Origin of the sequence: Curtobacterium sp. MCPF17_047, from assembly GCF_003234045.1 — a bacterium.
Classification (GTDB): Bacteria; Actinomycetota; Actinomycetes; order Actinomycetales; family Microbacteriaceae; genus Curtobacterium.
This window is the reverse complement of record NZ_QKSF01000002.1, coordinates 250,840-269,926: the sequence shown is the minus strand read 5'-3', so window position 1 is coordinate 269,926 and position 19,087 is coordinate 250,840. Positions and strand designations below refer to the sequence as shown.

Below are 19,087 nucleotides of genomic sequence, written 5' to 3'. Positions count from 1 at the left end.
GGTCGTCAGCGACGCTCGGACGAGGCTACCGGGCAGCCGGGCACCGGCGGTGTCAGGTCTCGGACGAAGTCTCGGGGGGTTCTTCGACGCCATCCAACAAGCCGCGAGTGGTCGCCCATTCCCGGATCGCGTCCGCGAGGGCGAGCGGCGCCTGCGTCTGCACGGCGTGCCGCGACTCCACCGTCACGATCGTGGCGTCCGGCAGCCGCTCGGCGAACGCGTGGTGCAGCTTGGGGGAGACGTACCCCCGGTCACCGCGGACGAGCAGCAGCGGGACGTCGAGCTGCTCGAGGTCCGGCCACGCGTCCACGAACCGCCCGACGGACGACGTGCGACCGCCGAGGTGCGGGAAGTGGTGCCGCCGCACGAGTCGTCCGTCGGCGCCGAGCCGGGTCGAGTGGCGCGCCTCCCGGAGGAGTGTCGCCTCGTCCCCACCGACTCGCGCGGCGATCGCCCGTTCGACGACCTCGTCCAGGCTCGCGAACGGCTCCTCGGACTCCAGGGCACGGGCGATCCGGTCGACGGCCCGCTGCGCGAAGTCCGGGGACATGTCGACGAGCACGAGCCCGGTGACCCGCGCGGGTGCGAGGGCGGCGAGCCGCGCGGACAGGATCGCACCGAGTGAGTGGCCGACGACGAGCCCCGGCGGCACGTCGAGGGCGTCCAGGGCGGCGAGGACGGTCGGTGCCGTCGCGGTCGCCGCGTAGTCCGCGTCCTCCCGCCAGGCCGAGCGGCCGTGCCCGGGCAGGTCGAGCGCGACGGCCGGCTGGTCGATCGCGACCGCGGTCTGGTCGAAGCTGTGGGCGTCGATGCCGAGCCCGTGCAGGTAGGTGATCCGTGCCTCCCGTCCGGGCGCGGGCGGGCCGGTGCGGGACCAGCGGATCGCCGAGACCGTCCCGCCGCCGTCGGTGCGCACGTCCTGCCGGGAGGCGCGGAGCGGCTCGCTCACGCCGCTCGCGGCCGCCAGGGCGGGGACGTCGGCGAATTCGTCATCGTGCTCGGACACCCGACCAGTGTCGCAGTGCCTCGCGCCCTTCTGTCGTTAGGTTAGGCATGCCATACTCGAGGTGTGGCAGCCCGGTACCGTGTCTTCTCCGTCCGTGTGGCCGCCGTCACGTCGCTCACCCCGCACTTCGTCCGGGTGACGCTGACGGGCGACGAGCTCGCGGACTTCTCGGCCGTCGGTCTCGACCAGCGCATCAAGGTGCTCCTGCCGCTCGAGGGCCACGGGTTCTCGGACCTGCCCGAGGGGCAGGACTGGTTCGCCGCGTGGCGTGCCCTGCCGGACGCGACCCGGAACCCGATCCGCACCTACACCGTCCGCTCGTTCCGGCCCGACGCCCACGAGCTCGACATCGACTTCGTCGCCCACGGGGACGCCGGCCCCGCATCGCGGTGGGTGTCCGCGTGCCGCGTCGGTGACGAACTGCGGATCGTCGGGCCGAGCGTCCCGGAGTCGCCCGCCGACCTGCCGTCCGGCGCTGCCGAGTTCTCGCCCGGGTCCGCGAACCGGATCCTGCTCGCCGGGGACGAGACCGCCGCGCCCGCGATCTGCGCCATCCTCGAAGCCCTCGACGTCAGCGCCGTCGGACACGTCTTCATCGAGGTCCCGACCGACGCCGACCGGCTGCCGGTGTCGGCGCCCGCCGGGGTCGAGGTCCGCTGGATCGCCCGCAACGGTGCTTCGCACGGGGCCCGGATGACGGACCACGTGCACGCCTGGGCCTCGACCGTGGCACCGGACCCGCTCGTCGTCGACCGACGCGCTGCGGCCGCGGCCGAACTCGTCGACGTGGACGTCGACGAGCAGGTGCTCTGGGACGTCCCGCGTGAGGACGACGACCTGCCGGTGTACGCCTGGATCGCGGGGGAGGCCGGCTGCGTCAAGGAGCTCCGTCGTCACCTCGTGCGGAGCATCGGGCTGGACCGGAAGCAGGTCGCGTTCATGGGGTACTGGCGGCACGGCAAGGCGGAGTGTTGAGTCCTGCCGGTCGTCCCGCGACCGTCCTCACCCCGGAGGCACCGGTCACCGCGCTCGGAGCCCGGGGTCTCCGGCTCGGGTACGACGACCGGGTCGTCGTGCAGGACCTCGACGTGGACGTCCCTGACGGCGAACTGACCGTCATCGTCGGGCCGAACGCGTGTGGCAAGTCGACGCTGCTGAAGGCGCTGGCCCGGACGCTCAAGCCCTCGGCCGGCACCGTGTACCTGGACGGCCGGCCGATCACGTCGTACCGCCCGAAGGCCGTCGCCCGGCGGGTCGCGATGCTGCCGCAGACGCCGATCGCTCCGGACGGCATCACCGTGCGGGACCTCGTGGCCCGCGGACGGTTCCCCCACCAGGACCTGCTGCACCCCTCCAGCGGGACCGATCGACAGGTCGTGCAGGCGGCCCTGGCGCAGACCGACATCCTGGGGCTCGCCGACCGTGGCGTGGACGAACTCTCCGGCGGGCAGCGGCAGCGGGTCTGGATCGCGATGGTGCTCGCGCAGCAGACCGACATCGTGCTGCTCGACGAGCCGACGACGTTCCTCGACATCGCGCACCAGTACGACGTGCTCGAACTGGCGTCCACGCTCCACGCCGCCGGGCGAACGGTCGTCGCGGTGCTGCACGACCTCAACCAGGCGGCCCGCTACGCCACGCACATGATCGCGATGCGGGACGGCGCGATCGTCGCGCAGGGGACGCCGGCGTCCGTCGTCACCGAGGAACTCGTCGCGGACGTCTTCGGGCTGCCGTGCGTGGTCGTGCCGGATCCGGAGACCGGGACGCCGCTGGTCGTCCCGCGCCGCTCGCGTTGAGCCGGGCTGACGCGTGCGCTGCGCCGGGCTGCCGCGTGCATCGGGCCGGGCTGCCGCGCCCGGCTCGGGTCCGTCGAGTGGTCACACATCGTCGTTCTCAGCGCCGCGGAACGACCGAACGTGACCGAACGGCGGATCCGTTGTCGTGACCGTTCGGCGCGAGGACGATGCCCGGTTGTCCTCTGCCGGGCGCTCGATCGGATCGGCGGCGCAGATCGGCGGCGCAGAACGGCGCCGCACAGCGGAAACCGGCTGGAACCGGGGGATCCCGTGGTTCGAGCCGGTTGCTGTTGTGCGTGGCCGGGCGGCGCCGGGCGCCGGGCGCCGGACGCCAGGCGGCGCCAGCCGAGCCGGGTGCCGAGCGCGGGGAACGCGGGTCAGCGGTAGCCGCCGTCCTCCAACCCGGCCTCGACCTCGAAGCGGTTGCGGAGCGGATCCCGCCCGGCGATCCCGTAGAGCAGCGGCATGAGCATGCCGTAGCGGCGCCACTGGTCGACGTGCACACGCTCGTGCCGCAGGACCCGGTCGCCGTCGTTGTCCCGCGTCAGGTAGACCGAGCCGACGCAGGTCCCACCGCGCCGGAAGACCCAGCGCGGCAGTCCTCGGCAGACGATCACGCCATCGACGACCCGCACGGGTCCGGACGACAGCGGCAGCCCGATCGCCAGGCCCACGGCCGTCGCGAAGAGCCATCCCGCACGGGACACCGGCGAGTCGACGAGCGGGTTCCGCATCGGCTACTCGGGGCGGCCGTAGGTCTCGAGCAGGCGCAGCCAGATCTCGTTCATGGTGGGGTAGGCCGGGACCGCGTGCCAGAGCCGGTCGACCGGGACCTCGCCCACGACCGCCACGGTGGCGGCGTGCAGCATCTCGGCGACGTCCTGCCCGACGAAGGTGACCCCGACGACGACCCCGCGGGACTCGTCGACGACCATCTTCGCCCGGCCGGTGTAGCCGTCCGCCTGCAGTGCCGAGCCGGCGACGCTGCCCAGGTCGTACTCGACCGCGCGGACGTCGATGCCCTGCTGACGCGCCTGCTCCTCGGTGAGGCCGATGCTCGCGACCTCGGGGTCGGTGAAGGTGACCTGCGGGACCGCGGCGTGGTCCGCGGTGGCGACGTGCGCGCCCCACGGCTCGGCGTGCACCGGACGGCCCTGGACCCGTGCCGCGATGACCTCGCCGGCTGCGCGGGCCTGGTACTTGCCCTGGTGGGTGAGGAGCGCGCGGTGGTTGACGTCACCGACGGCGTACAGCCAGTCGGTGCCGGTGACGAGCATGGTGTCGTCGACGTCGAGCCACTCGCCGTCGGTCAGCCCGACGGAGGAGAGCCCGAGGTGCTCGGTGCCCGGTGCGCGGCCGGTCGCGGCGAGGACCTCGCTCGTGACGAGGGTCGTGCCGTCGTCGAAGGTGGTGGTGACCAGCCCGTGCTCGTCGCGGTCGACGCGGGTCGGGTTCACACCGGTGCGGACGTCGATGCCCAGCTCCCGCATGCCGTCGGCGACGAGTTCGCCCGCGAAGGGCTCCATGCCGCCGAGCAGACCGTGGCGGGCGGCCAGCGTGACCTTCGCGCCGAGTGCTGCCCAGGCGGTCGCCAGCTCGGAACCGGCGACGCCGCCACCGATGACGAGCAGGCTCTCCGGGACCTCCTGCGCACTGGTGCCCTCCCGCGTGCCCCACGGCTTCGCCTCGGCCAGACCCGGGACCGGCGGCAGGGTGTGCACGGAACCGGTGACCAGGGCGACGGCGTGTGCGGTGTACGTGGTGCCGTCGACCTCGACGGTCTTCTCACCGGTGATCACGGCGCGGCCACGGATCAGTGCGATGTCGGCGGACTCGAGCCACTGCACCTGCGATGCGTCGTCCCAGTTGCTCGTGAACGAGTTGCGGCGTGCGAGCACGGCGGCCGCGTCGACGTCACCGGTCACGGCTTCCGCCGCGCCACCCACGCGCTTGGCCGCGGCGATCGCGTGGCTGCTGCGGAGCAGTGCCTTGGACGGCATGCAGGCCCAGTAGGAGCACTCACCGCCCACGAGTTCGGCTTCCACCACGGCGACCGAGAGGCCGCGCTTGTGGGCGTAGTCCGCCACGTTCTCGCCGACAGCGCCGGCTCCGATCACGATGAGGTCGTAGTCCGTCATGTGGCCGAGCGTAGCCTTCGCCGGGCGGTCATCGGCCGGGAGCGGTGCGCCCGGTGGAGAACCGCACCCGACGGGTGCGTCAGGCCGCGCGCGCCGCGGTGGACAGGGCGCCGACGACCCGCAGGATCACGCCCAGGTCCTCGACGGCACGGCTCGGGTCGACCGGGGCGAACCCGGTCAGGGCTGCTCCGACGAGCCGTCGTCCGTCCGTGGCCGCCTGGACCAGGGCGACGAGGGCTGCGCCGTCGATGCCGAAGGGGACCGGTTCGAGCAGCCCGTCGACCTGCGAGGGGTCGAGGACGTCGAGGTCCACGTGCACGAACACGCTGCCGGCACCGGTGCGCTCGACCGCGGCACGGACGGCGTCCGGGGTCGCCGCGTCCACGTCGAGGTGGGTGATCCCGGCCCGGTCGAGTGCGGCCGCCTCGGCGGACTCGGTGCCGCGCGTGCCCGCGACCACCACCGACGACGCCGGGACGACCGGCAGGTCCGGGAACAGTTCCGACGGGCGGTCGACCAGGAGGCGCAGTGCGGCCGTCTCGGCCGCGACCGGCTGGGCGCGGTTCAACGCCCGGAACCCACTCGACCCGGAGAGGCGCACCACCGCCGTGTCCGCCCCGACCAGCACGGAGGCGCCGAGCACGCTGGAGCCGTCACCACCGATCACGAGGACGGCTTCGGTGGCGACAGCCGCCTCCGCGGCGACGGAGCCGGAGACCGTGAGCACCGAGGTGTACCGCGCGACCGCGGTGTCGAGGCGGTCGCCGGCACCGGTCGGCACGTCGATCGTGGTGGTCGCCGTGCGGGGGAGGTCCGCTGCGACGGCGGCTGCTCCGTCCGCGAGCCGCATGGCGCGCGACGACGCCGAACCCTGCCACTGACCGACCACGATGAAGCGCATCGTGTCAGTCTGTCAGGCGGGTCCGACGTCGTCCGGAGCAGTCGTCGAGCGTGTGCCGACCGGTCGGGGTCAGACCGTCGGGCCGCCGGACTTCAGGGCGGCGAGACGGGCTTCGACCTCGGCGTCGCGGCCGACGTCCTCGAGGCTCTCGAACTGTGCGTCGAGACTGGAGGCCTGCAGCTCCTGCTGGCCGATGACCTTCGCCTCTTCGCGGCGGACCTTCTCCTCGAAGCGGGCCAGGTCACTCGTCGGGTCGGTGATGTCGATGTTGCCCAGGGCGTCGTTCACCTTCGACTGCGCCTCGGCGGTCTTGGCACGGGCGACGAGGGTGTTCCGCTTCGACCGGAGCTCCTCGAGCTTCTGCTCCATGCCGGCGAGACCCTGCTTGAGCTTCTCGACCTGCTCGTTCTGCGTGGCGAGTGGTGCGGCGTTGTCCTGCACCTCTTGTTCGGCGGCGATCTGCTTGCCGATCGCGATCTTCGCGAGGTTGTCGAACTTGTCGGCGTCCGAGGCCTTGCCCTCGGCCCGGTACCGGTCGGCAGCGGCGGAGGCGTTCGCGGCCTTCTGACCCCACTCCTGAGCGGCGCGGACGTCCTCCTCGTTGTCCTGCTCGAGCAGGCGGAGGTTCCCGATCGTCTGCGCGATGGCGCTCTTGGCGTCCGCGATGTTGTTCGAGTAGTCGCGGACGAGCTGGTCGAGCATCAGCTGCGGGTCCTCGGCGTTGTCGATCAGCTGGTTGATGTTCGCCCGGACGAGTGTGGAGATGCGGCCGAAGATGGACTGCTTTGCCATTGCTGGTTCCCTTTCGTGGATGGACTGCTGGGTTGTTCGAGAGGTCTGGTCAGAACCGGCCGCCGCCGGAGAAGCCGCCGCCCCCGCCGAAGCTGCCGCCACCGTAGCTGCCACCGCGCCCGCCGAGCAGGCCGCCGAGGACGATGCCGGTGACGAGTCCGCCGAGCTGGGCGCCACCGCGGCCGCCACCCGTGCCCCCACCGGCACCGGGCCATCCGCCCATGTCGTTGTCCGCCTCGTCGATGGCCGCGGCCGCGTACTGCTCGGCTGCACGGGCCGCCTGCAGCGCACGCTGGGGGTCGGTCACCGCGAGGTCGAGGGCGTCGTCGAGCGCGCGTTCGGCCTCGGACAGACGGGTGCGGGCGGTCGAGCCGACACCGCCGCGGTGGACGGTCACGTACTGGCGGGCCTGGGCGATCCGGCTCCGGGCGTCCCGCAGCGCGGCGTCGAGGGCCTGGGTCGCGCGGCGGTGCTGCTCTTCGGCGGTGCGGGCGCTGGCGAGGGCCGCGTCGATGTCGGTGTTCGCCCTGGTCAGTGCGTCGACGGCGCCGACCGGGTCGCGCGGGTCGACGTCGGCGCGGAGGACCCGCTGCGCTCGCGCCACGGCGGCGGCCAGGTCCGCACCACCGGTGGTGAGGGTGCCGGCGGCGGCGAGGTCCCCCTCGATGTCGGCGCGCATGGCCTCGGCGCGGCTGGCAGCGTCGGCGAAGGTGGTCTCGGCGGCCGTCACGGCACCGGTGAGCTGCTGCACCTGAGCCAGCGCGTGCTGGCCGTCGCGGACGGCGACGACCGCTGCGCCACGGTCACCGGCGGCGAGGGCCGTCCGGGCTGCGGCGGCGCGCTCGTCGGCGTACCGCAGGACCTCGACGGCCTGGTCGACGTTGTCGGCGACGGTCGCGAGGGTCCGGCCGGTGTAGGCGTTCCGGACGCGCTCGAGAGCGGCGCGGGCTGCGTCGACGGCGGCGGGAGCCGCGGTGAGCGACGTCGTGAGGTCGGCCGAGGCGGTGTCCACCGTCTCCTCGAGCGCCCGGAGCTGGTCGAACGCCTCGGTCTGGGACTCGATCGCCGCGTGGGCCTGCTCGCACGTCGCGATGATCTGGTTCGACCAGTCGACGCGCTGCTGGGCGGTGTCCGGGACCTCGTCGTCGAGCTGCTGTTGGAGGGCGAAGGCCTTGCGGACCTCGCGTCTGGCGATCGCGACGGTGTCGGCGAACGGCTTCGCGGCGTCGTCGCCGAACTGGGCCGCGGCGAACCCGACCTCCTGCTCGGCGGTGCGGATCTCGTCGTCGATCGTGACGAGGGCGCCACCGGCTCGGCGTTCGAGCTCGGCGAGGGTCTGCTCCTGCTGCTCGCGTGCCGCGGCCGCGCGGCGTCTGTTGCGGGTACGGATCAACAGGACCGCGACGACGGCGGCGAGCACGGCGAGGCCGAGCAGGATCCACAGCCAGGTCAGGTCGGCGGGCTGCTGGGTCTGCTGCAGTCCGGCGGCGAACGCGGTCGCCGCAGCGGCCCACTGCCCCTGCTTCAGCCGGGGGAGCAGGTCCGAGTCGACAGCGTTCTCGACGTCGCCGGAGCTGATCGCGGTCTCGTTCGTCTGCTGGACGTCGTAGTTCCGCTCGTCGACCGCGACGGACAGCAGGATGCCGTCCGTCTCGATCTGGTTCCGCTGCAGCGTCGCCGCGCCCCATGCGGTGTGGTCGGTCGGGTCGGTGAACGACGGGACGAAGACCACGTAGAGCTGGGTCTGCGTGTCCTGGTAGAGCTCCTGCACGGCCTGCTCGACGTCGGCCTGCTGCGCGTCGGTCAGTGCGTCGGCGTCGTCGACGACGTAGGCGCTGCCGATGTCGACCGGTGCGGTGGCCTGCGCTCCCGCTGCGGGGAGCACGACGAGCGCCATCGCGGTCACCGCCGAGACGATCCCCGACGACAGCCGCGTCACCCTCGCCGACCCGGAGTCCGTCCTGCTTCCGACCGCGCGCATCCGTCCTCTTTCCGTGGTCCTGTCGACCTGGTCCGTGGCCGTCGCTCGGAGTCTATCCAGGCACCCGCTGGACCGGCCCGGGCTGTGGAGAACTCCGTCAGGAGGCGTCGACCTGTACCCCGTATCGCCTCCGTGGCTCCGAGCCGGATGCGGACAATCCGGGAGGCGTGTCCCCCGAAGCGGGGTATGGTGAGTCCACGTCAACGAGGAAGGGGTCCAGCAATGGAGCGAGCGACCACTGCAGAAGTCGTCCCACTGGAGGACGGGTACCACCGCGTGTCGACACCGCTGAGCGGTGTGATCGGGTTCGTCCGCGAGAGCGACGGCCGGTACGAGGTCCTCCGTGGCCGCGTCCGCCAGGCCACCCGGTCCGAGGGCAAGTACGCGACGATGAACGTCGCACTCATCGCCCTCACGCACGCCTGAAGGGCTCCGTGTCGGACGGTGTCGTCGTCCGCGTCCTGACCGGACGTGGGACGCGCGCCGCCGACCGGGAGGCCCTGGTCGCCTTCGTCGCGGACGTCACCGACACCGCCGTGGCGCTGGTGCGCGTCGAGCGTCGCTGCGCGCATTGCGGGGCCGCGGACCACGGCCGACCGGCAGCCGTCGTGGACGGTCACGACATCGGTGTCAGCCTGTCGCGGACGACGGGCGTCCTCGCACTGGCCGTCGGCCCGAGCACGACCAGCCGCGCCACGACGAGTTCCGGCTCGACGAGCCCCGCCACGACCGACCCGAGCGCGATCGTCCCGAGCGCGATCGGCGTCGACGTCGAACGCCTCTCCCGCGTCGCCGCCGCCGAGCTCGACGCCTTCACGCCGGGGGAGCGTCAGCGAGCCGGACGGTCCGGGTCCGCCGCCGTCGACCTCACCGCGTGCTGGGCCGTGAAGGAGGCCGTCCTGAAACGGGACGGTCGGGGCCTCCGTGTCGACCCGACCGAGGTCGACGTGGTGCTCGGGTGCATGACGCCGGAGTCCGTCGCTGCCGACCGGGTCACGCCCGAGTCCAGCGGGCACACCGCCCGCTTCGACGGCCTCGTGCAGCCGGTGACGGTCCTCCGGCTCGGTGACGACCTCGTGCTCGCCGTCGCGGCAGGGGGCGCCCCGGTCACGGTCCAGGACCGACGCGTCGGGCTGGTCTCCGACCGGGAGAGCGGAGAGCGCCCGTAGAGGCGTGGTGCTCAGCGCCCGGGGACGACACCGGCCATCAGGCGGCGGCGGCGTTCGCTGAGGAGCGACACTCCTCCGGCGGCCGACCAGCGACCGACTCCGCCGCGATGCCGCGGAGCCGGGCGAGGCGATCACGGGTGGCGGTGAGGGCCTCGATCTGGCGTCGGATGCGATCGCTCTCCTCGTCGAAGTGGTCGAGCATCGTCGACGTGGCGACCCCGGTGTCGAGGAAGGGCAGGAGCTCGATGATCCGGCGGCTCGGCATGCCCGCGGCGTAGAGCATCTGCATGAAGCGCACACGCGTGACGTCGGACTCGCGGTACTCCCGGTGTCCTCCTGCAGTCCGCTCGGACTCGAGGAGGCCTCGTTCCTCGTAGTACCGCAGCGACCGCACGCTGACGCCGGCCTGTTCGGCGAGTGCACCGATCCGCATCCTCGACCCCCTGGGCTTGATCCTCACGCTGACGTCAGGTTCTACCGTAGCGGCATGGACATCTCTGGAGCCACTGCCCTCGTCACCGGCGCGAACCGCGGGATCGGACGCCACCTCGCCGCCCAGCTGGTCGAACGCGGGGCGAAGGTGTACGCCACCGCCCGCCGGCCTGAACTGATCGACCTCGAGGGCGTCGAGCCGCTCGCCCTCGACATCACCTCCCCGGCGTCCGTCGCAGCCGCCGCCGCTGTCGCGACCGACACCGACCTCCTGATCAACAACGCCGGGATCGCCACCACGGCGACCCTGCTGGGTGATCTGGACGCGGCGCACGCCGACATGGACACGAACGTCTGGGGCACCCTGTCCGTGATCCGGGCGTTCGCACCCGTGCTGTCCGCGAACGGTGGTGGGAGCATCGTGAACATCGCCTCGGGCGCCTCCTGGCTGGCCATGCCGGGCGCCTCCGCGTACGCGGTGTCGAAGGCTGCCCTGTGGAACATGGGCAACGCGTTGCGCCACGAGCTGGCCGGACAGGGGACATCGGTGATGTCCGTGCACCTCGGCATCGCCGACACGGACATGGCGGCGGGAGTCCCGCTGGCCAAGACCGACCCGGCGGACGTGGCGCGCGCGACCCTCGACGGGGTGGAGCGCGGCGTGTACGAGGTCGTGGTGGACGAGCAGACGGCGTTGGTCAAGCAGATGCTCGCCCGTGACCCCGAGGAGTTGTACGCGGTCCTGGCCCGGATGCTCGCGGGGGAGACGCGACCCCGGGACTAGGGCAGGTCCGGCACCCCGGGCTCGTCGATCCACGGCCCGATGGCGAGCAGCACGTCCACGGGCGTCCTGTCGTCCGCCGCGGCGAACGCCTCGACGACGTCGGTCGTCGCGACCGTCCCGTGGCGGTGCCGTTCGGTGATGGTCCGGAGCCCCGCGGTGAAGGCCTGGTCACCGATCGTCCGACGGAGGGCGTGCAGGGCGATCGCCCCACGCTTGTAGACGCGGTCGTCGAACATGTCCCGAGCGCCCGGGTCGGCGACCACCAGGTCCTGCGGCTGGTCGAGCAGGCCGGCCCGGTGCTCGGCGGCGAGCACGTCCGCCGAGGCACCGCCGCGGTGCTCGGACCAGAGCCACTCGGCGTAGCAGGCGAAGCCCTCGTGCAGCCAGATGTCCCGCCACTGCCCGAGGGTGACCGAGTTCCCGAACCACTGATGGGCGAGTTCGTGGGCGATCAGCCGGTCGGTCCCGTGTTCGCCGTCGACGTGGTTCCGGCCGAAGACGGCCAGGCCGTGTGCCTCGAGCGGGATCTCGAGCTCGTCGTCGGTGACCACGACGCCGTACTCCGCGAACGGGTACGGGCCGAAGCGGTCGGTGAACAGGGCGATCATGTCCGGCACCCGTCCGAAGTCGGTCTTCACCGCCGCGGTCAGGTCGGCCGGGTGGTGCAGCGTGACCGGGACGTCGCCGCCGCGGATCGTCGTCGTGCGGTAGCGGCCGATCTGCACCGTGGCGAGGTACGACGCCATCGGTTCGGTGACGGCGAAGGTCCACCGGCTGCCGCGTGCGGTGCGGTCACGGCCGAGCAGTGCCCCGTTCGCGACGACGTCGTACCCGGCTTCGCAGGTGAGCTCGATCCGGTAGGTCGCCTTGTCGTCGGGCCGGTCGTTGCAGGGGAACCACGACGGCGCACCGATCGGCTGGCTGGCGACGATCACGCCGTCGGTCAGCTCCTCCCACCCGAGCGTGCCCCAGGGGCTCCGGAGCGGTCGGGGTGCGCCGCGGTAGCGGACGTGCACGGTGAACTCGGCTCCGGCGGCGATCGGCGTCGCGGGCGTGACGGTCGTCTTGTGGGTGCCGACGGAGACCTTCTTCGCGCGGACACCGTCGACGTCGACCCGGTCGACGGACAGCCCGTGCAGGTCGAGGACGACCCGGTCGAGCGCTTCGTTCGCCACCGCAGTGACGGTCGCGGTCGCGTCCAGGCGGTTCGTGGCGACGCGGTAGTCGAGGTGCAGGTCGTGGTGGCGGCTCGACCAGCGTCGGTCGCCGCTGTGCGGGGTGTACGGGTCGGCGGCGGGGTCGGTCTGCTTCACGGTGCCGGTCAGTCTGTCACGGCCCCGGGGGCGTCACGCCACGGCGGGCGTCCCCACGGCGCGATCGGGTTACCGGCCCAGAGCGTCCCGGCGGGGACCTGCTCGCCGCGCATGACGAGGCTCGCAGGTCCGACGGTCGCACCGGGGCCGATGCGGGCGGCGGGCAGGACGACGCCGTGGGGGCCGAGCGTCGACCCCGCGTCGAGGGTGACGGCGTCGAGCTGCATGACGCGGTCGTGGAACAGGTGGGTCTGGACGACGGTGCCGCGGGCGACCGTCCCGCCGTCGCCGATCGTGACGAGGTCCGCCTCGGGCAGCCAGTACGTCTCGCACCACACGCCGCGGCCGATCATCGCGCCGAGACTCCGCAGCCAGACGGACAGGGCGGGCGTGCCGATGGCCTGCTCGGCGAACCAGGGACGGGCGACGGTCTCGACGAAGGTGTCCTGCACCTCGTTGCGCCAGACGAACGAGGACCACAGCGGGTGCTCGGTCGCGGTGATCCGGCCGACGAAGGCCCACTTCGCCAGGGTCGACACGGCCGCGGCCACCGCTCCGGCGACGATGAGCACCGGGCCGGCGAGCAGCACCGTCCACCCGATGCCGACGGTGCTCCAGGACGCCAGGAGCGTCGACGCGACGCCGAGGGCGATGGCGGCGGACACCATCGGGGCGAGCAGACGCAGCAGCTCCCACGCGCCGCGGGCGACCTTGAGGCGGGTCGGCGGCCGGAAGGTGCGCTCCTCGTCGAACTGCGCGGCGGCCCGGCGCAGGCGGACCGGCGGGCTGCCGAGCCAGGACGACCCGCGCTCGGCCTTCTTCGGCACGGCCGAGAGCACCGCGACGAGTGCCTCGCGGGGGACCGAGCGACCGGCACCGGTCATGCCCGAGTTGCCGAGGAACGCCCGACGCCCGACCTTCGAGCGGCCGATCTTCACCCGTCCACCGCCGAGTTCGTACGTGGCGACCATCGTGTCGTCGGCCAGGAACGCACCCGAAGCGATCTGCGTCAGTGCGGGGATGAGCAGCACGGTGGAGATCTCGGTGTCCCGACCGACCTGCGCACCGAGCAGCCGGAGCCACAGCGGCGTGACGAGGCTCGCGTACAGCGGGAACAGCAGCGTCCGGGCGGCGTCGAGGATCCGCTCGGTGCTCCACACCTGCCAGCCGGTCCGTGAGCGCACCGGGTGTCGTCCCTCGACCAGTCCGAGTCCGAGGAGCCGGACCGCGGCGACGACGAGGCCCGCGTACACGACGCCGGCGACGACCGTGCCGAGCGGGACGGCGACCAAGGCCGGACCCACCACGGCGCCGAGCGAGTCCGGACGCCCGACCACCGCGGCGACGACGGCGAGCCCGGCGGCGACCCCGACCACGGGGAGCCCGGCGACGGCGACGGAGCCGACCCCGTACGCGAGCAGCCAGCGTCTCGGGGAGGCGGGGCGCGCCTCCCGGCCGTGGCGTGCCGAGCCGACGCGTCCGGCGGGAGAACCAGCCCACCGTTCGCCGTCGGGGACGGCGCCGGCGACAGCGGAACCGGCCTCGACCTCGGCGCCGGCACCGACGTGGGCGCCGGGCATCAGCGTCGAGCGGCTGTGCACGACCGCGTCCGCTCCGACGTGCACCCGGCCGAGCCGGAAGACGTCGCCGTCCACCCAGTGCCCGGCGAGGTCCACCTCGGGTTCGACCGAGGCCCGCTTGCCGATCGTGAGCATGCCGGTCACGGGCGGCAGCGTGTGCAGGTCGACGCCGCGACCGACGGTCGCGCCGAGTGCGCGGGCGTAGTAGCTGATCCACGGCGCGCCCGCCGTGGAGGGACCGTCCACCGCCTCGGCGATCCGCTCGGCGAGCCAGACCCGCACGTGCACCGACCCACCACGGGGATGGTCGCCCGGACGGACGCCGGCCAGCAGCAGACGGGCCGCGACGACCGTGAGCGTCATCTTGCCCGCGGGGCTGACGAACAGCAGGAGACCGACCACGAGCGCCGGCCAGGGCAGCACGGGCAGGAACGGCATGGTCGTGGCGTGCAGGACCTGTGCGACCAGCGCCGTCCAGCTGAGCAGCCGCAGTCCGCGGAGCACCTGGAGCGGCAGCCCGAGGAGGGTCAGCAGCGCACCGGTCGCGGGCGGGACCGGCACGACGTCACGGCGGACCGCGGCGACCGGACCGGACTCGTCCAGCGCGTCCGCCAGTGCACCGATGCGGGGATGGTCGTACACGTCGGCGACGGTCGTCGTCGGGTACCGCTCGCGGATCGCGGAGACCAGCTGCGCAGCGGTCAACGAGCCGCCACCGTGCGCGAAGAAGTCGTCGTCGACGTCCGCGACGGGCACGCCGAGGATCGCGGACCACCGTTCGGCGATCCACGCGACGGTCGGCGGCAGGTCGGTGCCGGTCACACCCTCGAGCGGCCAGGGGAGGGCCGCCCGGTCGACCTTGCCCGACGTGCGCGTCGGCAGGACGTCGACCACGGCCAGGAGCGGCACGAGCGCGGCGGGCAGCTCCTGTCGCAGTCGCTCGTTCGCCGCGGCCGTGTCGATGGGCGCGCCGGCGACCGGGGCCACGTACCCGACGAGCACCTGGTTGCCGGCGGGGGTCCGCTGCACCACGGCAGCACCACCCGCGACTCCGTCGAGCGCCTGGAGCGCGGCGTCGATCTCGCCGAGTTCGATGCGCCGCCCACCGAGCTTCACCTGGTCGTCCGCACGACCCTGGAAGACGAGCCCCTCCGGGTCGTAGCGGACCAGGTCGCCGGACCGGTACGCCCGCGGCCACCCGAGGGTCGGGAACGGCGCGTACTTCTCCGCGTCCTTCGCCGGGTCGAGGTAACGGCCGAGCCCGACACCCCCGATGACGAGCTCACCCACCTGCCCCGGCGCGACCCGCTGCCCCTCGGCGTCCACGACGGCCAGGTCCCACCCGTCGAGCGGCAGCCCGATCCGGATCGGGGTGCTGCCGTCGAGCAGGGCCCCGCACGCGACGACCGTGGCCTCGGTCGGTCCGTAGGTGTTCCAGACCTCCCGGTCCCGCGACGCGATGCGGGCGGCGAGCTCGGGCGGGCACGCCTCACCGCCGAAGATCACCAGACGCACGGACTCCAACGCGTCGTCCGGCCACAGCGCCGCGAGCGTCGGGACCGTCGACACGACGGTGATCCCGTGCGCGATGAGCCACGGCCCGAGGTCCACACCGCTCTTCACCAACGACCGGGGCGCCGGGACCAGGCAGGCGCCGTGCCCCCAGGCCAGCCACATCTCCTCACACGACGCGTCGAACGCGACACTGAGCCCGGCGAGCACCCGGTCCGCCGGACCGAGCGGAGCGGCCTGCAGGAACATCCGCGCCTCGGCGTCGACGAACGCGGCAGCGGAGCGGTGGGTGACGGCGACGCCCTTCGGCACCCCCGTGGACCCGGAGGTGAAGATGACCCACGCGTCGTCGTCGGTGGTCGGGGGCTCGGCGCTCGCCGTGGGGTCGGTGACCGGCAGGGCTGCGCCGGCGCGGTCGCGGAGCACCCCGCCGGCCCCGATGACGCCGACGACACCGGCCTCACCGAAGACGAGGGTCGCGCGTTCCTCGGGGTCGTCGGCGTCGACGGGGACGTAGGCGGCACCGGCGGCGAGGACGGCGAGGATCGAGAGCGAGAGGTCGCGGCCGCCGGAGGGGATGCGGATGCCGACCCGGTCGCCGCGGCGGACGCCGTGCCGTGCCAGGTCGTCGGCGCCCTCGTGCACGAGGGCGACGAGCGCGCGGTAGTCGAGCGGCCCCTCGGGCGTCTCGAGGGCCAGGGCGTCAGGGTGCGTCGCGGCGGTGGCAGTGAGGACGTCGAGCAGGGTCCGGGCGGGTGCCGCGAGGCTGCCCCGGTCGAGTTCCCGCTGCGTGGAGTGCGTCACGCCGCGTGATCCTAGGGCCCCGAGGTGTCCTCCTCGGAAACAGCGGTGACGCTCACCCGTCGGAGTCGCCACGACGGGGTGCGCCGGCCCACCGGGGTCACCACGACGGGGTGCGCCGGCCCACCGGAGTCGCCACGACGAGGTGCGTCACCCTGTCGGAGTCGTCACGAGGAGGTGCGCCGACCCACCGGGGTCACCACGACGAGGTGCGCCGGCCCACCGGAGTCGCCACGGGGGATCAGTCGGCGAAGCCGACATCGCGCGCTGCCGACCGAGCGCAGCGAGGACGTCAGCTTGCGCGGGAGTGTCACTGTGCCCCCAGGAGGATTCGAACCTCCGCCCCTGCCTCCGGAGGGCAGTGCTCTATCCCCTGAGCTATGGGGGCCCGGGGTGACATCAACCGTAGCAGGTCCGGACCGCGCCCTCGTACGCGTGTCCGGCCTCCGGCCTGCTGTTCCGGACAGGACGCCCCACCGGACGGGAGGCCCGTGCCGGCCCCGCCCCGCGCCTCCCGTCCGACGGCGGTCCGCCGAGCGGTCCGATCAGGGCGTCGGGGACCCACTCGGGGCCGTGGTGTCGGGCGCGACCGCTGCCCGGACCGCGTCGACGACGGGCTGCGCGGTGCCGGGTTCGGTGTAGAGGGAGGACGAGGTGTGGATCCAGGAGCGGTCGGCGAAGGCGTCGGCGCGGCCGGTCCTGCCGGCGAGGCTGAAGTAGCCCTCGACCGTGTAGGTGGGGACGGAACCACCCTGTTCGAAGAGGGCGTCCTCGAGTTGCGTCAGCTGCTCCTGCGGCAGGTGGGCGACGGCGACGGTCACGGTCACGCTGTCGTCGGTGGTGGACCGCCAGGTGCAGACCCGACCGTCCTGGGCGACGATCTGAGCGACGGGGGAGCCCTTCGTCGGCTTCGGGGACCGGACGCGGTCGAACCGCTGCCCGTAGACGCTGAACGTGTCGGCGGGCACGAGCTCGTCGCAGGTCTGCGTCACGGGTCGTCCCACGACGCCGGCGGTCGCCGAGGCCGAGGCGGTCGTGCCGTCGCCGTCGCCACCGGAGCAGCCGGCGAGGACGAGGGCGGCGGGGAGCACGAGGGCGGCGATGCTGATCGCCCGGAGGCTGCGGGAGGTCATGACGCCCCATCCTGCTGCATGGTGCCCGGCGTGGTCCGGGTGCTGCCTGGGTGTCCCGGTAGACTCGTCCGCCGTGACTCCTGCCGAACTCTCCGAAGCGTACCTGTCGATCCTCACGGGCATCGTCGAGCGACGAGGTGCTGCCGACACGGTGACGATCGAGGACTCGCACGTGGCTCTGGAGCGTCCGAAGAACCGGGCGCACGGCGACTGGGCGTCGAACGCGGCGATGCAACTCGCGAAGCGCCTGGGCACGAACCCGCGGGAGCTGGCCACGGAGATCGCCGGCGAGCTGACCGAGCTCGACGGTGTGGCGTCGGTGGACGTCGCGGGTCCGGGCTTCATCAACATCACGCTCGAGGCCGCCGCGGCGGGCGAGGTCGCGCGCACCGTCGTCGACCAGGGGGAGTCCTTCGGCCACGGTGACCTGTACGACGGGGTGCGGATCGACCTGGAGTTCGTCTCAGCGAACCCCACCGGTCCGATCCACATGGGCGGGGTTCGCTGGGCCGCGGTCGGCGACAGCCTGGCCCGCGTGTTCCAGGCGCAGGGCGGCCTGGTCACCCGCGAGTACTACTTCAACGACCACGGCAACCAGATCGACCGGTTCGCCCGGTCGCTGCTGGCGTCCGCGCTCGGCGAGCCGACACCCGAGGACGGCTACGGCGGCGCCTACATCGGCGAGATCGCTGCCCGGGTGCTCGCGACGCTCGAGCCGGGGCTCGACGTGACGGACCTGCCGCGCGACGAGGCGCAGGAGCTGTTCCGGCGCGAGGGCGTCGAGTTCATGTTCACGGACATCAAGCGCTCCCTGCACGACTTCGGGGTGGACTTCGACGTCTACTTCCACGAGAACTCCCTGCACGAGTCGAAGGCCGTCGACCGCGCCATCGCCCGACTGCAGGAGCAGGGCCGGATGTACGAGGCCGACGGCGCACTGTGGCTCCGCACGACGGACTTCGGCGACGACCGCGACCGTGTGGTCATCAAGTCGGACGGCGAGCCCGCGTACATCGCCGGTGACCTGGCCTACTACCTCGACAAGCGCGAGCGCGGCTTCGAGCGCAACCTGATCATGCTCGGCGCGGACCACCACGGCTACGTCGGTCGCATGATGGCGATGTGCGCTGCGTTCGGGGACGAGCCGGGCAAGAACCTCGAGATCCTCATCGGTCAGCTGGTGAACCTGCTCAAGGACGGCCAGCCGCTCCGGATGTCGAAGCGCAACGGCACCGTCGTGACGATGGAGGACCTCGTCGACGCGGTGGGTGTCGACGCCGGTCGGTACGCCCTCGTCCGGTTCGCGAGCGACACCGCGATCGACATCGACCTCGACCTGCTCACCAAGCGGACGAACGACAACCCCGTCTTCTACGTGCAGTACGCCCACGCCCGCACGCAGTCCGTCGCGCGGAACGCCGCGGCGTCCGGTGTCGACCGGTCGGTCTTCGACGCGTCGCTGCTCACGCACGAGTCGGAGAGCTCGCTCCTCGGTGCCCTCGCCGAGTACCCGCGGGTGCTCCGTCAGGCCGCCGAGCTCCGCGAGCCGCACCGCATCGCGCGCTTCATCGAGCAGCTCGCCGGGCTGTACCACCGCTGGTACGACTCCTGCCGCGTCACCCCGCTGGGCGACGAGCCGGTGACCGACCTGCACCGCACGCGCCTGTGGCTGAACGACGCCACCGGGCAGGTCGTCCGCAACGGTCTCGGGCTGCTCGGCGTCAGCGCGCCCGACCGGATGTAGTC

The 19,087-nt window shown here is 72.9% G+C and carries 16 protein-coding genes and 1 tRNA gene; 6 read left to right on the top strand and 11 right to left on the bottom strand.

What is annotated here, in order from left to right; genetic code table 11:
* Window positions 1-52: 52 nt before the first annotated feature.
* Window positions 53-1,006 (bottom strand): alpha/beta fold hydrolase, encoded by a 954-nt coding sequence (locus DEJ33_RS03605; RefSeq protein WP_111194270.1) that lies wholly within the window; start codon window positions 1,004-1,006, stop codon window positions 53-55.
* A gap of 63 nt (window positions 1,007-1,069) precedes the next feature.
* Between DEJ33_RS03605 and DEJ33_RS03600 the strand changes: the two genes are divergently transcribed.
* Both DEJ33_RS03600 and DEJ33_RS03595 read left to right on the top strand, forming a co-directional pair.
* Window positions 1,070-1,981 carry a siderophore-interacting protein gene (locus DEJ33_RS03600; protein ID WP_111043807.1) on the top strand — a complete coding sequence of 304 codons (912 nt, stop codon included), beginning with the start codon at window positions 1,070-1,072 and terminating at the stop codon, window positions 1,979-1,981.
* A complete protein-coding gene (locus DEJ33_RS03595; protein ID WP_111077277.1) occupies window positions 1,978-2,805 on the top strand; it encodes an ABC transporter ATP-binding protein in 828 nt (275 codons plus the stop codon). The genes DEJ33_RS03600 and DEJ33_RS03595 overlap by 4 nt, the downstream gene beginning before the upstream one ends.
* A gap of 377 nt (window positions 2,806-3,182) precedes the next feature.
* On the opposite strand, the gene DEJ33_RS03590 is transcribed toward DEJ33_RS03595, so the two are convergent.
* From DEJ33_RS03590 to DEJ33_RS17085, 5 genes are all read right to left on the bottom strand, one after another.
* A complete protein-coding gene (locus DEJ33_RS03590) occupies window positions 3,183-3,539 on the bottom strand; it encodes a Fe-S oxidoreductase (RefSeq protein WP_111077276.1) in 357 nt (118 codons plus the stop codon).
* Between the two features lie 3 nt (window positions 3,540-3,542).
* The gene (locus DEJ33_RS03585) at window positions 3,543-4,943 is read right to left on the bottom strand and encodes an NAD(P)/FAD-dependent oxidoreductase (protein ID WP_111077275.1); all 1,401 of its coding nucleotides are present in this window, start codon (window positions 4,941-4,943) and stop codon (window positions 3,543-3,545) included.
* 79 nt (window positions 4,944-5,022) lie between these two features.
* Window positions 5,023-5,844 (bottom strand): arginase family protein, encoded by an 822-nt coding sequence (locus DEJ33_RS03580; RefSeq protein WP_111194269.1) that lies wholly within the window; start codon window positions 5,842-5,844, stop codon window positions 5,023-5,025.
* Window positions 5,845-5,913: 69 nt separating this feature from the next.
* Window positions 5,914-6,636, bottom strand: a complete 723-nt coding sequence (locus tag DEJ33_RS03575) for a PspA/IM30 family protein (RefSeq protein ID WP_110902123.1) — start codon at window positions 6,634-6,636, stop codon at window positions 5,914-5,916.
* Between the two features lie 49 nt (window positions 6,637-6,685).
* Window positions 6,686-8,617 (bottom strand): TPM domain-containing protein, encoded by a 1,932-nt coding sequence (locus DEJ33_RS17085; protein WP_111077273.1) that lies wholly within the window; start codon window positions 8,615-8,617, stop codon window positions 6,686-6,688.
* A 222-nt stretch (window positions 8,618-8,839) separates the two neighbouring features.
* Here DEJ33_RS17085 and DEJ33_RS17080 point away from each other — a divergent pair, with 222 nt between their 5' ends.
* Both DEJ33_RS17080 and DEJ33_RS17075 read left to right on the top strand, forming a co-directional pair.
* Window positions 8,840-9,043, top strand: a complete 204-nt coding sequence (locus tag DEJ33_RS17080; RefSeq protein ID WP_111043803.1) for a hypothetical protein — start codon at window positions 8,840-8,842, stop codon at window positions 9,041-9,043.
* An 8-nt stretch (window positions 9,044-9,051) separates the two neighbouring features.
* Entirely contained in the window at window positions 9,052-9,786 is a 735-nt protein-coding gene (locus DEJ33_RS17075; protein ID WP_111237571.1) for a 4'-phosphopantetheinyl transferase superfamily protein, read from the top strand.
* A gap of 37 nt (window positions 9,787-9,823) precedes the next feature.
* Here the strand turns inward: DEJ33_RS17075 and DEJ33_RS03560 are convergent, their stop codons facing one another.
* Window positions 9,824-10,219, bottom strand: coding sequence for a MerR family transcriptional regulator (locus tag DEJ33_RS03560; RefSeq protein WP_111077272.1), 396 nt, complete (start codon window positions 10,217-10,219; stop codon window positions 9,824-9,826).
* A 54-nt stretch (window positions 10,220-10,273) separates the two neighbouring features.
* Between DEJ33_RS03560 and DEJ33_RS03555 the strand changes: the two genes are divergently transcribed.
* Window positions 10,274-11,002, top strand: coding sequence for an SDR family oxidoreductase (locus DEJ33_RS03555; protein WP_111077271.1), 729 nt, complete (start codon window positions 10,274-10,276; stop codon window positions 11,000-11,002).
* Here DEJ33_RS03555 and DEJ33_RS03550 read toward each other — a convergent pair.
* From DEJ33_RS03550 to DEJ33_RS03535, 4 genes are all read right to left on the bottom strand, one after another.
* Window positions 10,999-12,315, bottom strand: a complete 1,317-nt coding sequence (locus tag DEJ33_RS03550) for a M1 family metallopeptidase (protein WP_258374718.1) — start codon at window positions 12,313-12,315, stop codon at window positions 10,999-11,001. The two genes, DEJ33_RS03555 and DEJ33_RS03550, sit on opposite strands and share 4 nt — an antisense overlap.
* Before the next feature lie 8 nt (window positions 12,316-12,323).
* Window positions 12,324-16,211: a Pls/PosA family non-ribosomal peptide synthetase gene (locus DEJ33_RS03545; RefSeq protein WP_258374717.1), complete on the bottom strand. Its 3,888-nt coding sequence runs from the start codon at window positions 16,209-16,211 to the stop codon at window positions 12,324-12,326.
* 313 nt (window positions 16,212-16,524) lie between these two features.
* Window positions 16,525-16,596 (bottom strand) — tRNA-Arg (locus DEJ33_RS03540).
* A gap of 157 nt (window positions 16,597-16,753) precedes the next feature.
* Window positions 16,754-17,341, bottom strand: a complete 588-nt coding sequence (locus DEJ33_RS03535; protein ID WP_111077269.1) for a hypothetical protein — start codon at window positions 17,339-17,341, stop codon at window positions 16,754-16,756.
* A 73-nt stretch (window positions 17,342-17,414) separates the two neighbouring features.
* Here DEJ33_RS03535 and argS point away from each other — a divergent pair, with 73 nt between their 5' ends.
* Window positions 17,415-19,085 (top strand): arginine--tRNA ligase, encoded by a 1,671-nt coding sequence (gene argS, locus DEJ33_RS03530; protein WP_111043799.1) that lies wholly within the window; start codon window positions 17,415-17,417, stop codon window positions 19,083-19,085.
* Window positions 19,086-19,087: the final 2 nt, after the last annotated feature.